The following is a 14100-nucleotide window of genomic DNA, read 5'->3' on the forward strand; positions in this document are numbered from 1 at the left end:
TACCATTATTATTTTTAATACTAATATCAGCTTTTTTATCTACAAGGAGCTTTACAACTTCTCCTAAGAAACTCCCTCAATTAGTTCTTCTTGTTGAATCAAGATATAACCAAGTTCCCGTGCCTTCTTGACCAAGTTTTTTACAACTCTCTCTTTATAACATGTTTCATAATATTCCATCCCTTTTTCCACATACTCCTGCCCGTATTTCAACATTTGATAAAAGATACATGCTAATTTTCTTGCCGTCGCAGTAATTGCTTTTATTGGTCCTAGTCGTTTTTTTAATTTCCTACAATACGCACCTAATGCACTCTTACTACCTCCCACAGAATAAGCAGCCATTCTAAAAGCATTTGTAGCGCGGTTAATAACTTTACGAGTTTTTGTTCCTAATACTTTTTCCCCTGTAATCTTATTACCAGGGCTGAGTCCCAACCATGAGGTAAAATGCTTTTCTGATCGCCATTTACTATGATCAATACCAACCTCTGAAATAATAGTTTGCACAGTTAACACATCAAATCCAGGAATTTTGGTAAAATCTGTACCAGTTACCCGATACAATTCTTCACGCAAAGTGAAGTTTGGTCTGCCTCTTCTAGACTTATTTTTTTCCCTACCTAACTCTTTACTTTCATCAGACTTCGTTTCCAATGTTTTATAATAATTTTCTATACTTTTATCACATTCAATTATTTTCTCTTGAAAAAAATTATATGTTTCATATTCTTGCTTTAATACAAACAAATGTTCTTCTCTATAATCGCCTGTTAATGCTTTTGCTATAGTAGCCTTATCATTCTTCATATTCACACTTCTAAATTCAGCTAATTTTTCAGGATTCCTTTCACCTTCTACTATTGCTTTAATAATTTGCATTCCTGTAACACCAGTAATATCGCTTATAACTTTATGTAATTGGATATTCATTTGTATTAATGCCTTTTGCATACGATTGATATGTGTAGATGCATTTTCAATTAGGTTTTTACGTTGCCGAACATAACCACGTAATACACACATTTGATCATCTGGCCTAAATGATCCTTGAATCAATCCATAACTATGTAGCTGTTGAAGCCATTGGCAATCCTGGACATCTGACTTTCTTCCTGGCACATTTTTTACATGTCTTGCATTTGCCAGCTTTACCTCAAGTCCATATGTTTCAAGTACTTGGAACAAAGGAATCCAGTACACTCCTGTTGATTCCATAGCTATTGTAGTAACTTTGCACTTCTTTAACCACTTTGCTATATTATGAAGGTCTTCTGTAAAGCAGCTAAATTTTTGTATACGTTGCTCATCTCTTCCCTCTGGCACACATACATAATGTACAGCTGAACCAATGTCTATTCCTGCTGCGTTAGGGTTCATTACTTCTAATTTACTTTTTTTTGCTTTTTTCATGGCTTTTTTCATGATAGCTCCTATAATTTATAATAAGTAAAGCGCTTCAGCTTGGGGCGGTTGATAATACAATCTCCTAACCGAGGTAGTCTAAAAGACTCCATCAATGATCTGACCGTTCCTCCAAAACCACGCTAAACGACGGGCACTTATGGCACCAGTGAAGATTACGGTTATAACTGCAGAAGCGCTTCCTATAATTATACTTAAAAACTACTAAAAACTTAAATTGGGAGTTTTTTCCTGATTTGACAGATTTTTCTGTTCGGTGCTAAACGATCTTCAGCAGCAGCAGCATAAAGTGGTGTCCAGCCGGCTTTGTTGCATCGCTCTTTGGATAGGAGGCAATGCATAATAAATTCATGAAGCTATCTCAAATTTAGCCATGCCTATTTCAGTAAATTTGTTCAGCAAATAACACTTGAGTAGCATTTCTTTCTCACGGTTAATCTCAGATTTGTTCCTAAAACTAAACCCAAATGTTTGCTTCAGTCGCGAGAAAAAACTTTCTATATAAGATCTCTTCCCATAATTTATCTCTTTTTTCCACTTCTTCATACCATCTTCACCATATGACTTTATGAGCTTGATTGTAGAATTTCTCTCAGCCATATAATCCAGCTTTGGATGCTCCACTGCATTGTTTTGCAGAGGAATTTTTGTCTTTATGCCAAGCTCATTGCACAATTTGTATAACTTCTTTCGATTATATGCTCTGTCTGCATATAGTGTGCTTATATTGTATTTAGCATTAGCCCTTGCAATAAGATCACAGGCTCCATAGTGGTCAGAATAAACTCCACTACTGTATTTTGCAGCTATGACTTTTTTGCTACCTATCTCCAGCATTACATGCAATTTTCTTGTTTGCTTATAGCCACGGTACTTTCTATCTGTACCGTTTGCCTTACTATGGCCTGGAATATTATTGTAGATGCTTATTCCAGTGCTATCTATGGCGATCTCAATATTTTCCATACTGTTTTTATCATGTCTTCGATCATTAATTTTTAAGTTAAGCTTTTTGAATCTTCTGGAAGCCTGGGAATAGCTGATAACTTGCAAATTTTTTCCTATTTGCTCAAGGTATCCCGCTATAAACCCCACCGTTTGTCTTAGGCCTATTCTAAACAAATAAGTTATTATGTGAATTAGAATTACGACTTTATCACTATAAATATTGTTGCTACCGGCCATTTTGGGACTTTTTTCGTACCAATTTTCTATGGCATCGTTGACGTAATAAAAAATATTTCCTCTTTCTTGGAGAAATTTGTTATATTCGTAGCAGTTACTGACTTTCATTTTGACTGGCATATTTTTCCTTTGTCAGTTAAATGCCTGTTTATAATGAATTTTGTCAGTAACTCCCAGTTCTTTTTACTTTAGCTATGCAACAAAGCCAGCCCAGTGTCTGGGCACTGGGATGACACTGTTTCGCAGGTGCAGCTGATGACATAGTTGTTGAAGGGGTAGTGTGTTGTTCCGAACGTAATATATCTCTCAGTTGTACTAAATTGAAGTTACCGAATTGCTGACTGGTTGGTACAGCTGATGACATAGTTGTTGAAGGGGTGGTTTGTTGTGCCAAACGTAATATACCTACCAGCTGATATAAAGTGAAGCTACCGAATGGGTTTTCACGTGAAGTCATTTCAGTACTCTGTCCTTCTATACTTTGGTTACCGGATGGGTTTTCGCATGAAGTCATCGTAATCCTCCGTTTTTTTAAAGGAAGCGTACTTTCTCTTTCCTCGTTTTCTCTTTTTTTAGATGAACATCCTTGATCAACTGCCTTGCTAACATACTGTTCAGGATTATCTGCTATTGTGGTTATAAATTTTAACACCCTGTTGCGAAGTCTTGTTTTCAGGAGTAATTTTACATCACTGATACGATTTGGGCCTACTCTTAGACATATTTTGGCCACCTCACTTTTTGGATTAAGTATCTCTTTTTGTTTTTTGTAAATATAATTAAATAAACCTGTTATACCATCTATCGACTCGATATAACTTACATATAGGTTAAATATTTCTGGTATGTTTAATAACTTACCAAGCTTGCGGTCACCTATAGCACGATAACAACTGCTAATCACTTTAGGTATGCAATATGCCTTCTGCTTTTCATCTAAACCATCTAAGTATCCATTCAGCCGGGCGGTAAAATAAAGAGTAGACAAGGAATGCTAAAAAGGTAAACTAGAGTGGCTGTGAGGTAATATGGTTGATCTTTTAGAATTTTGCAAAAGTTTAAGCAGACTATAGAAAAGTTAGAAACAAAAATAGAAGAGCTTAAAGCAGAAAATAAAGCGCTAAGGATCGAAAACGCTGAGTTAAAAGAAAGGCTTGGCTTAAATTCAAAAAATTCATCTATACCAAGCTCCAAAGAATTATATAAGATGAGGGAAAATAAGCCAAAAAGTGACAGGAAAGTAGGAGCACAGGTTGGACATAAAGGCAGTTACCGCCCTAAAATGGAGGCAGATGAGATGGTAAAAATAGAACTGCCCAATACGTGTGAGTGCAGAGGAGAAATTGCGGTATCAAAAGATCCGTATACTCATCAAAAGGTCGATTTGCCGGAAATCAAGCCGTATGTAGTTGAATATCAACTACAGCATGGACATTGCAAAAGATGTGGAAAAAGAAAAAGTAGCAAGCTACAAGAAGGAGTAACTGCGGACACATTTGGTCCAAGAGTTAAGTCAGTAATTACAGCATTAAGTGGATTTTACAAGAATTCGAAAAAAGAAGTGGCAAATATTATAAAGGACATTTTCAACCTGGATATCAGCGTCGGTAGTGTATCAAATAGCGAGGCTAGAGTGGCAGAAAAATGCCAAGAAGCATATGAGCAAATTGAGGAAGAGGTAAGCAAGAGCAAAATTTTACATATCGATGAAACTAGCCATTACAACAAAGGTAAACAGGGCTGGTGCTGGATGTTTGCGAGCAAAATAGGAAGTGTGATCAAATTGACAGAGTCAAGAGGGATGAAAGTCCTGGAAAATAGTAAATTTGGAAAGAATAACAACCTAGTAGTGACCGACAGATATGCAGCTTACAACTACTTTTCCAGCAAGAAAAGGCAGGTCTGTTGGGCACATTTAGCAAGAGATTTTGAAAGGTTGTCTCATAGTTGGAATAGCGAAGTGAAAGTTTTGGGGTATTATTTAAGGAATGTTGCTACTGAATTATTTGCATTGAAAAAAGCTCTGTTAAAGGATGAAATAGACACATTAAGGTTCATAAGAAGAGCAAGAAAATTACGCAAGCGAACGAGATATTACTTAAAGAATATATCAAATTTACCCGAGGCAATTGGAGCGTCTCGAGTAGCAAAAAATATCATGAAATCGGATCTGATGATGTGGAAATTTTTGGACGATCCAGAAAATATTCCACTGACAAACAACTATGCTGAGCGACAGATTCGGCATTACGTTGTTTACCGAAAAGTTTCATATTTTACACAATCGAAACGGGGAAATATGTTTCTTGAGAGGATAATTTCATTGTACTTGACTTGGAGGCAAAAGAAGTTAAATCCTTTTCAAAACCTACTGGCTATTGCTTCTTAAGCCATACACCTGAATGGATACAAAAATATAATATTTTACTATTTAGATTAATTAATCAAATTATGATGTTTTTATTTGATAGAGATTGACTACACAAATTAAGCATGCTATGGTTAACATGTAATACTATTTCAAAATCATATGAAAGAAGTTAAGTTGCTAACATTAACTTTAGATATGGTGATGTTAGTAAGTTCTGCGGCCATTATTGGAGCACTTGTGGGTTTAGCTCTAAGTTTCGCTAATTTATCCCATTTAGTCCCTTTAGCCTCTTCTATTACCGGTGGAGTTATTAGTGCTACATATCCGTTTCTAGTGAAGCTAGTACAGATGAGGAAGAAGTAAGTAGTAAGCTTGAAAAAGGTAACGTTGAACAAGTAAGAAGCGATAAAGATCATGGTGAATATCGTTAATATACCCCAGTACTCAATACACAGCTGTTAACACAAGAAATATATTGACCAATGAATTAAATATGCTAACCATAGCATGTAGTGGTGCTTCAAAATCGTATGAAAAAAGTTAAGTTACTAGTTCTATCTTTAGGTGTGGTGACATTAGTAAGTTCTGCGGCCATTATGGGGACGCTTGCAGGTTTAGCACTTAGTTTTACTAATTTATCACCTTTTGTTGTTGGTGGAATTATTGGTGCTGCATACCCATTTCTGTTGTTATTTATTGCGAATCCGCGCTCTGCGTTTAGGTGTATAGATTGGAGTATAAATTTTCTTGAAGAGTGTTGTGATGATGGCACTTTGGGAGAATTTGGTGAGGAGCTTGTTCAAGAGCTAGAAGAAGGTTTTGAATTTATTAAGGAAGATTTTGATAGTGCTAGGCATTATGTAAGGAATATTATAGAAATTGGTTTTTGTTTTGGAGTAGGGGTTGGATTAGTTGCTCTTGGTTTTGCATCACCTGCAGCGATAGGTGCTCTGGCTACTATAGTAAGTATAGTTGCTTATCCTCTCTTGAACTGTTTAACTGATAAAACAATTAAATGTTTTTCTACAAGAAAATTAGGTGAGCCAAATAGTTTGCTGAGTGAGCAAACTATTGAAGGTGTTATTGATAGGATCTTTTCTAAATCATTTCCATAATCTACTGAAAATCAGTCCTAGTTAATATATACTCAATAATTATATTATATCTAGCTAGACAAAATCAGCATAGATAAAGTGAGATGCCAGCAAGTTCAGCAGATGTAATTTTTCAAAAAACCTTTGAGGTTTTACCTGGAGCTAAATTAGACAAGATATATCAAAATAGCTTAACTGTTCAAGGTGCATATAAAGCCTTAATAGGGGATGCTGATACTAAGAAGATAATAGGTGGATTACCGATCTTGGGATGTGCTTTTTTTGGCAATGCACTTGAGCTGTTATATCCTACTTCAGGTGGTAGTGCACACAGGGTAAAACTAGGATGTGGGAATAATTGTAAAGTAGTGCTGAAGCGAGATGCTGAATCATACGATTATGTTTTATCACTTGAAAGTCGATCGAGTACTCTGAGCAGCATGCTTGTAAGGAGCTCAAGGACTCACGAAAAACGAGCTCATAGGTGGTGGAGATTTTGATGCTTCACTGTATTACAAAGCTGGGATGTCAGGTAATATTGAAAAATCATCAAATTGTAAAAATAGTTATTATAGGGCAGAAGCTCCTGATCATTAGGGTATTTTTCTTGCAAACAAGTACGGGGTTCTTGTTGATGATAAGTTACAGCTTTATGAATATAGTACTTTGACTCATACGCTCTCTTATCCTCAGGTGAAGATAACTAAGAAAGAAGGCGAGGATTATGAATGCGAGCTTATTGGCAATATAGGGAATGTGAGATATGTTATACCTTTTAGCTTGGATGAGGCAAATATAGATCGCTTTTTGCTTAAGCAGTTTGAGCTGGAAGGTCAGATACAAAAAATATCACAAGCAGCCGAAGTAATAAGCGTTGATGCTGTTGCTAGCAAAATATCTTCTGACAGAACACATTCATATCCTTTAGCGGCAGCTATTTTAGAAAAGGACAACGTGCAAGGTCATATTTTGCGAGATGGGGTAGCACATTATTTTACACAGCTTGTGCGTAGGGAAAGTGATTTACAAGCGCTAGTTAAAGGTGAAAGAGGGGAGCGTGGCCTTACGGGGCTAACTGGACCACAAGGTTCACCAAGTAGAGATAGCAAGATTCCAACTAGCGATGAAATTGCCGGTAGTCTTATAAAGAATACTACATTTACGGAAGCAGTGCTTTTAAAGAAAATGATAGATCCAGGAGATACTACACATACTCAAAAAACACTAGCTGATAAAGTAAAAGAAAAATTAAAAGCTGATAGCAATTTTCAAGAAGCCGTTAAAGGTGCAGACGGTACTACAGGACCTGCAGGTCCAAGAGGAGCTGAAGGTATAAGAGGTGCAAATGCTCAAGAGGTTGTAACGGAACTTATGACTAGTTCAAACCTTGCTGTTTTAAAAAAGGAAATTGCAGGAGAATTACGGAGGGATCCTGGAAAAGCGATAGATCCAGAAGGACCGGCTGGTAGAGATGGTGCTCAGGGACTTAGAGGCCCAACAGGTCCAAGAGGACTTCAAGGTATTCAAGGAAAAGAGGGAAAAAAAGGTGCAGATTCAAGCGCTCAAGATGTTGCAAATGTATTAGTCACTACCAAATCAACTGAGCTGGGAGAGGCGATACTTAATATCAAAGACCCATATGATCAGAGCCGAAGTAAATTATCATCAGAAATAGGGAATTATCAACCTTTTAGAATGAACGTGCATCATCATTTAAAAAATGACTGGACTGGCCCATTTGCAGTTAAGATTGCCGATGAACTTAGAAATGATCCTGGAAATGCAAGAGGTCCAATGGGTAATCAAGGTCCGCCTGGAAGGTCGGGAAAAGATGGAGAGGATGGCAAAAGCCCAAGTGTTACAGATGTTGCTCAAGAATTGATTACGAATAATAAAACTGAGCTTGGTACTACAGTGCTTAATGCAACCGGTACGGGTGGTAATCTTGCAACTCAGATTGCTAACAAGGTTAATCTTGATCCACAAAGTCTTCTAAGTAAAGTTGATCCAGCCCAACTTACTGAATGTGTGGTAAGTAAGCTTGCTCCAGAAGAGGCGAAAAAAATTACAGAAGATACTATTAATGAAATAACTGGAGAAGCTACGAAGAAAAATAATCCTGACCCTGATGCCTTTAGGAAATATGAGGAATTTGCGAGAAAGCTTGCAGAGTTACTTGTTCGAAAAGGCGCAATGAGTGAAGAGGATGCACGTGAGCTTGTGAAAAGCAAAGTACCTTCTTTTGCATTCTAGTTTAGATAAACCTGAAACAGCTTTACCAGTAGTTGAGGAAAGAATAGATGGGGAAAAGTTAGCTAAGTATTTACTTGAGTATGGTGGTTTAAAGAATAATCCAAGTGAGGCCAGTGCAACTGTTGAGCATATTCTTAACTATTTCTTTAACGCAAGGGTTGGTGCTATTACAGCAGCACTAAGGAATAATCCTGGAAGAGCAAGAGGTCCAAGAGGAGAAGATGGTGAACCTGGTAAGGATGGAGATATAGGACCAACAGGGCTACAGGGTGCAACAGGACCTGAAGGTCAGCAAGGACTGCAAGGTGAAAGAGGTCCAAGAGGTTATCCAGGTCCACCTGGAAGGCCAGGTGAAGATGGAGTGGATGGTAAAGAAGGGCCAACAGGCCTACAAGGTCCGCAAGGTAAAAGAGGGTTGGAAGGGCAGCGTGGAAGGCCTGGAGAAATAGGTAAACAAGGAGAAAAAGGGGAAGATGGAGAAGATATAAGTTTTGCAGAAATTGCAAGCAAACTAGCGCAGAAAAGTCGACCTAAAAGATCATTTGATGATGATAAATTGAATGAAATGGTAAAAGAGGAAGTTATTGATAGAGTTACTACTTGGGGAGCTTCTGGGCAGTTAATGAATAATTTAGAACATGGTGAGTTAATAGGTCTGGCAACGACTAAAATTGACAAAGTTTCTGATTATAAATTTGTTGAACATTTAGCTGAATATTTAGATAAGGAAGGTAAAAAAATGGGTAAGTCTGAACTGGTAAGAGGTATGGTTGACGACAGTGTTGACCGATTTTTTCAAGGAAGGGCATCAGAGGTTATGAATAGGCTAAAGCACAACACTAGACTGAAACGAGAAATAAGGGGTCAAAAAGGGGAAGATGGTGAACCAGGTAAAGATGGGGTGGATGGTCAAGAAAGTCCAGTGGGGCCAACAGGTCAGCAAGGTGAAAGAGGTCCAAGAGGTTATCCAGGTCTACCTGGCAGGCCAGGTGAAGATGGAGTGGATGGTCAGCCAGGGCAAGATGGTCCGATAGGGCCTGAAGGTAAACAAGGTCCGCAAGGTGATAAAGGTCCGGCAGGTGATCCTGGTGTAAAAGGTCCACCAGGCGATAAAGGATCACAAGGTGAACAAGGCAAGCAAGGTGAAAGAGGTCCAAGAGGTTTTGAAGGGCCGCGTGGGCCACAAGGTGAACCAGGAAAAGATGGAGTGGATGGTCAAGAAGGCCAGCCTGGTCAAAGAGGTGAAAGAGGTCCTCAAGGACCGCGTGGGCAGCCAGGAGAGAAGGGTGAAAAAGGAGAAATTCCGGATTTTAAGTGGCTTTGTTGCATAGCTAAAGTAAAAAGAACTGGGAGTTACTGACGAAATTCATTATAAACAGGCATTTAACCGACAAAGGAAAAATATGCCAGTCAAAATGAAAGTCAGTAACTGCTACGAATATAACAAATTTCTCCAAGAAAGAGGAAATATTTTTTATTACGTCAACGATGCCATAGAAAATTGGTACGAAAAAAGTCCCAAAATGGCCGGTAGCAACAATATTTATAGTGATAAAGTCGTAATTCTAATTCACATAATAACTTATTTGTTTAGAATAGGCCTAAGACAAACGGTGGGGTTTATAGCGGGATACCTTGAGCAAATAGGGAAAAATTTGCAAGTTATCAGCTATTCCCAGGCTTCCAGAAGATTCAAAAAGCTTAACTTAAAAATTAATGATCGAAGACATGATAAAAACAGTATGGAAAATATTGAGATCGCCATAGATAGTACTGGAATAAGCATCTACAATAATATTCCAGGCCATAGTAAGGCAAACGGTACAGATAGAAAGTACCGTGGCTATAAGCAAACAAGAAAATTGCATGTAATGCTGGAGATAGGTAGCAAAAAAGTCATAGCTGCAAAATACAGTAGTGGAGTTTATTCTGACCACTATGGAGCCTGTGATCTTATTGCAAGGGCTAATGCTAAATACAATATAAGCACACTATATGCAGACAGAGCATATAATCGAAAGAAGTTATACAAATTGTGCAATGAGCTTGGCATAAAGACAAAAATTCCTCTGCAAAACAATGCAGTGGAGCATCCAAAGCTGGATTATATGGCTGAGAGAAATTCTACAATCAAGCTCATAAAGTCATATGGTGAAGATGGTATGAAGAAGTGGAAAAAAGAGATAAATTATGGGAAGAGATCTTATATAGAAAGTTTTTTCTCGCGACTGAAGCAAACATTTGGGTTTAGTTTTAGGAACAAATCTGAGATTAACCGTGAGAAAGAAATGCTACTCAAGTGTTATTTGCTGAACAAATTTACTGAAATAGGCATGGCTAAATTTGAGATAGCTTCATGAATTTATTATGCATTGCCTCCTATCCAAAGAGCGATGCAACAAAGCCGAATGGGCCCAGCAACTGGAATAAAACACATGGTAGCTGTTATTGCTGTTCGCCACGGCACATAACCTAATATTCTTTTTCCTAAACCAGGCTTTTTATCTCCCTTTTTTTCTTCAGGCGGCTTTATATTTTCTTCTTGTTTTACTGCAGACACTTTTAATTCTCAGTTATTGTTAATATATTAATTATAATAAATATAATATATTAACTATTAGTGAATATGAGTATCTATCTTAATATATTTTATGAAGTCACTTCTTGTCGTCCTACGGCTTGACCATAACGAACATTGTAATTTGATGATGGTCTTCACACATTAGGAAATGGTGTTATTCTAGCGCGTGACGCTAGAATCCAGGAATTTTGATTGGGCATAAATGATGAATATAAAAGTTATTTTGAATGGAATTAAAAGGCTGGACCCAGTATCAAGTACTGGGATAACACCCTCCTGTCGGGAAAAATACAGTGTTCATACAGCTGTGGGTCAAGTCATAGGATAACAAAAAGACTCCGTAGGTGTCAGCTACTAGTATGGCATCCCATCTGGAGAAAAATAACTGGTCGGGGCGGAGAGATTTGAACTCCCGACCCTTTGGTCCCAAACCAAATGCGCTACCAGGCTGCGCTACGCCCCGATTTTTACCAGGGTACCAATAACTTAGATAAAATGCAAGTTTGTAAATTGACAAGAAATAATTTTTAAAATGGAAAATTCTCAAATTTTACAACTTTTGCGTTCAATTGCATTTATTATTGGAGCATTTCTAATATTATTTGGCTTGATAATGCTCATTCCTGCAATTACCAACAAGTACTGTGGCTATGAATGGGAAAATTTTCTAGCTGGATTCGCAATTACTTGTTCATTCGGGGTAGTCTTTACTCTGCTTGGTAAGTTGAACAAACTGCATAGCACGTCAGCAATTTTTGCGATCACTGGCTGTACATGGATTGCTTCATCTATATTTGCAGCGATTCCATTCTATCTTAATAATCAGAGCTATTCTGATGCGTTATTTGAAGCAGTGTCTGGAATAACAACAACAGGAGCAACCATATTCAATAATATTGAGGAACAATCCCCAGGAATATTACTATGGAGAGCAATATTACACTGCATAGGTGGACTTGGAATTATAACTATCGGAATTGCAGTTTTTCCTCTCTTTAAAGTAATCAGCCTCAATAATTTACTTTACTCTGAATATTCAGATGCTATCAAAAAAAGGCTGCCAAATACTAGAACTGTAGTGATTTACATCACGGGAATATACTACAGCCTAACTTTGTTGTGCGTTTTCTTTTACTATCTAGCCGGCATGTCATTATTTGATGCCATATGCCATGGAATGTCTACTGTTGCAACCGGTGGTTTTTCTAACTATAATGATTCTATAGGGCACTACAATAGTCCCACATTAGAAGTAATAACAATCATATTTATGATTCTGGGGTCCCTACCTTTTCTTAGCTACTTGAAAATCATCAGAAAACTAGACATCTGCTATGATGAACAGGTTTACTATTTTATTATGGTAGTTACTATCTCATCTTTACTTACGTGCTTTTGGTTATATCAAAATGTTGATTTAGAAGTGCCTTTATTGTTCAGATACAGCACGTTCACTATTACATCTTTAATTACTTCAACTGGCTACTCAATTTGCAATTACATAAATTGGAGCTTCGTATCAGTCTTTGCTTTTTTTCTCACATTTATTGGAGGATGTAGCGGTTCTACAAGTAGTGGTATAAAAATATTTCGTATGATTATTTTCCTAAGATCAATAAGGAACTACTTTCGTACCATTATCAACCCTGAAGCAGAGAATAAAGTAAAATTTAATGATAAAACTCTGGAAGATAACGAAATCAGCTCTGTTTTTATATTTTTTGCAATTTACATATTAACATTCACTGTTTCATCGATAGTGATGTCTTACCTTATCAACACTGACCCTATCACTAGCATAAGCTCAGTTTCTGCAACACTTACAAACTCTGGTCCTGGATTGGCTTTGTTGCATAGCTAAAGTAAAAAGAACTGGGAGTTACTGACGAAATTCATTATAAACAGGTATTTAACCGACAAAGGAAAAATATGCCAGTCAAAATGAAAGTCAGTAACTGCTACGAATATAACAAATTTCTCCAAGAAAGAGGAAATATTTTTTATTACGTCAACGATGCCATAGAAAATTGGTACGAAAAAAGTCCCAAAATGGCCGGTGGCAACAATATTTATAGTGATAAAGTCGTAATTCTAATTCACATAATAACTTATTTGTTTAGAATAGGCCTAAGACAAACGGTGGGGTTTATAGCGGGATACCTTGAGCAAATAGGAAAAAATTTGCAAGTTATCAGCTATTCCCAGGCTTCCAGAAGATTCAAAAAGCTTAACTTAAAAATTAATGATCGAAGACATGATAAAAACAGTATGGAAAATATTGAGATCGCCATAGATAGCACTGGAATAAGCATCTACAATAATATTCCAGGCCATAGTAAGGCAAACGGTACAGATAGAAAGTACCGTGGCTATAAGCAAACAAGAAAATTGCATGTAATGCTGGAGATAGGTAGCAAAAAAGTCATAGCTGCAAAATACAGTAGTGGAGTTTATTCTGACCACTATGGAGCCTGTGATCTTATTGCAAGGGCTAATGCTAAATACAATATAAGCACACTATATGCAGACAGAGCATATAATCGAAAGAAGTTATACAAATTATGCAATGAGCTTGGCATAAAGACAAAAATTCCACTACAAAACAATGCAGTGGAGCATCCAAAGCTGGATTATATGGCTGAGAGAAATTCTACAATCAAGTTCATAAAGTCATATGGTGAAGATGGTATGAAGAAGTGGAAAAAAGAGATAAATTATGGGAAGAGATCTTATATAGAAAGTTTTTTCTCGCGACTGAAGCAAACATTTGGGTTTAGTTTTAGGAACAAATCTGAGATTAACCGTGAGAAAGAAATGCTACTCAAGTGTTATTTGCTGAACAAATTTACTGAAATAGGCATGGCTAAATTTGAGATAGCTTCATGAATTTATTATGCATTGCCTCCTATCCAAAGAGCGATGCAACAAAGCCTCCTGGATTCAGCAACTTAATTGGTCCATCAGGTAATTATGCTTCCTTTAGTGACGAAGCGAAGCTATTTCTATCTTTGTTAATGCTACTTGGTAGACTTGAAATATTACCAATTTATTTTTGTTTATACAGTTTGACCCTACTCAAGAAAAAGTTAAGTTAAAGCGTTTCTGTTATAACAATGAGCAAGTTGCAGGAAAAAGCAGTTATTTTTAACTTACAATTTTGGAAATAACTGCTTCAGTTAAGCACCTGGCTG

At 37.1% G+C, this 14100-nt stretch carries 12 protein-coding genes, 1 tRNA gene and 1 pseudogene; 9 read left to right on the forward strand and 5 right to left on the reverse strand.

What is annotated here, in order from left to right; all coding sequences use genetic code 11:
- Nucleotides 1-63 precede the first annotated feature (63 nt).
- The 3 genes from HF197_RS03395 to HF197_RS03405 all read right to left on the reverse strand — a co-directional run bounded on the left by HF197_RS03395 (nucleotide 64) and on the right by HF197_RS03405 (nucleotide 3598).
- Nucleotides 64-1413: an IS110 family RNA-guided transposase gene (locus HF197_RS03395; RefSeq protein ID WP_168464853.1), complete on the reverse strand. Its 1350-nt coding sequence runs from the start codon at nucleotides 1411-1413 to the stop codon at nucleotides 64-66.
- A gap of 360 nt (nucleotides 1414-1773) precedes the next feature.
- Nucleotides 1774-2730 (reverse strand): IS5 family transposase, encoded by a 957-nt coding sequence (locus HF197_RS03400; protein WP_168463866.1) that lies wholly within the window; start codon nucleotides 2728-2730, stop codon nucleotides 1774-1776.
- A 43-nt stretch (nucleotides 2731-2773) separates the two neighbouring features.
- Entirely contained in the window at nucleotides 2774-3598 is an 825-nt protein-coding gene (locus HF197_RS03405; RefSeq protein ID WP_168464277.1) for a hypothetical protein, read from the reverse strand.
- Between the two features lie 40 nt (nucleotides 3599-3638).
- Here HF197_RS03405 and tnpC point away from each other — a divergent pair.
- The 7 genes and pseudogenes from tnpC to HF197_RS03440 all read left to right on the forward strand — a co-directional run bounded on the left by tnpC (nucleotide 3639) and on the right by HF197_RS03440 (nucleotide 10688).
- A pseudogene (gene tnpC, locus HF197_RS03410) lies at nucleotides 3639-4999 on the forward strand (IS66 family transposase).
- A gap of 141 nt (nucleotides 5000-5140) precedes the next feature.
- Nucleotides 5141-5344 (forward strand): hypothetical protein, encoded by a 204-nt coding sequence (locus HF197_RS03415; RefSeq protein ID WP_168464278.1) that lies wholly within the window; start codon nucleotides 5141-5143, stop codon nucleotides 5342-5344.
- A gap of 167 nt (nucleotides 5345-5511) precedes the next feature.
- Entirely contained in the window at nucleotides 5512-6096 is a 585-nt protein-coding gene (locus HF197_RS03420; RefSeq protein WP_168464279.1) for a hypothetical protein, read from the forward strand.
- An 83-nt stretch (nucleotides 6097-6179) separates the two neighbouring features.
- Nucleotides 6180-6575 carry a hypothetical protein gene (locus tag HF197_RS03425; RefSeq protein ID WP_168464280.1) on the forward strand — a complete coding sequence of 132 codons (396 nt, stop codon included), beginning with the start codon at nucleotides 6180-6182 and terminating at the stop codon, nucleotides 6573-6575.
- Nucleotides 6576-6768: 193 nt separating this feature from the next.
- A complete protein-coding gene (locus HF197_RS03430) occupies nucleotides 6769-8328 on the forward strand; it encodes a collagen-like domain-containing protein (protein WP_168464281.1) in 1560 nt (519 codons plus the stop codon).
- Nucleotides 8318-9688 carry a collagen-like domain-containing protein gene (locus HF197_RS03435; RefSeq protein WP_168464282.1) on the forward strand — a complete coding sequence of 457 codons (1371 nt, stop codon included), beginning with the start codon at nucleotides 8318-8320 and terminating at the stop codon, nucleotides 9686-9688. Before HF197_RS03430 ends, HF197_RS03435 begins: the two co-directional genes overlap by 11 nt.
- Before the next feature lie 43 nt (nucleotides 9689-9731).
- The gene (locus tag HF197_RS03440) at nucleotides 9732-10688 is read left to right on the forward strand and encodes an IS5 family transposase (protein WP_168463866.1); all 957 of its coding nucleotides are present in this window, start codon (nucleotides 9732-9734) and stop codon (nucleotides 10686-10688) included.
- Between the two features lie 5 nt (nucleotides 10689-10693).
- Here the strand turns inward: HF197_RS03440 and HF197_RS03445 are convergent, their stop codons facing one another.
- Both HF197_RS03445 and HF197_RS03450 read right to left on the reverse strand, forming a co-directional pair.
- Nucleotides 10694-10888 (reverse strand): hypothetical protein, encoded by a 195-nt coding sequence (locus HF197_RS03445; protein WP_168464283.1) that lies wholly within the window; start codon nucleotides 10886-10888, stop codon nucleotides 10694-10696.
- 407 nt (nucleotides 10889-11295) lie between these two features.
- A tRNA-Pro gene (locus HF197_RS03450) sits at nucleotides 11296-11372 on the reverse strand.
- A gap of 69 nt (nucleotides 11373-11441) precedes the next feature.
- On the opposite strand from HF197_RS03450, the gene HF197_RS03455 reads away from it, so the two are divergent.
- A complete protein-coding gene (locus HF197_RS03455) occupies nucleotides 11442-12770 on the forward strand; it encodes a TrkH family potassium uptake protein (RefSeq protein WP_168464284.1) in 1329 nt (442 codons plus the stop codon).
- A gap of 68 nt (nucleotides 12771-12838) precedes the next feature.
- The gene (locus tag HF197_RS03460; protein ID WP_168464285.1) at nucleotides 12839-13795 is read left to right on the forward strand and encodes an IS5 family transposase; all 957 of its coding nucleotides are present in this window, start codon (nucleotides 12839-12841) and stop codon (nucleotides 13793-13795) included.
- Nucleotides 13796-14100: the final 305 nt, after the last annotated feature.

Source organism: Wolbachia endosymbiont of Ctenocephalides felis wCfeT (assembly GCF_012277295.1).
In the GTDB taxonomy this organism is placed as follows: Bacteria; Pseudomonadota; Alphaproteobacteria; order Rickettsiales; family Anaplasmataceae; genus Wolbachia.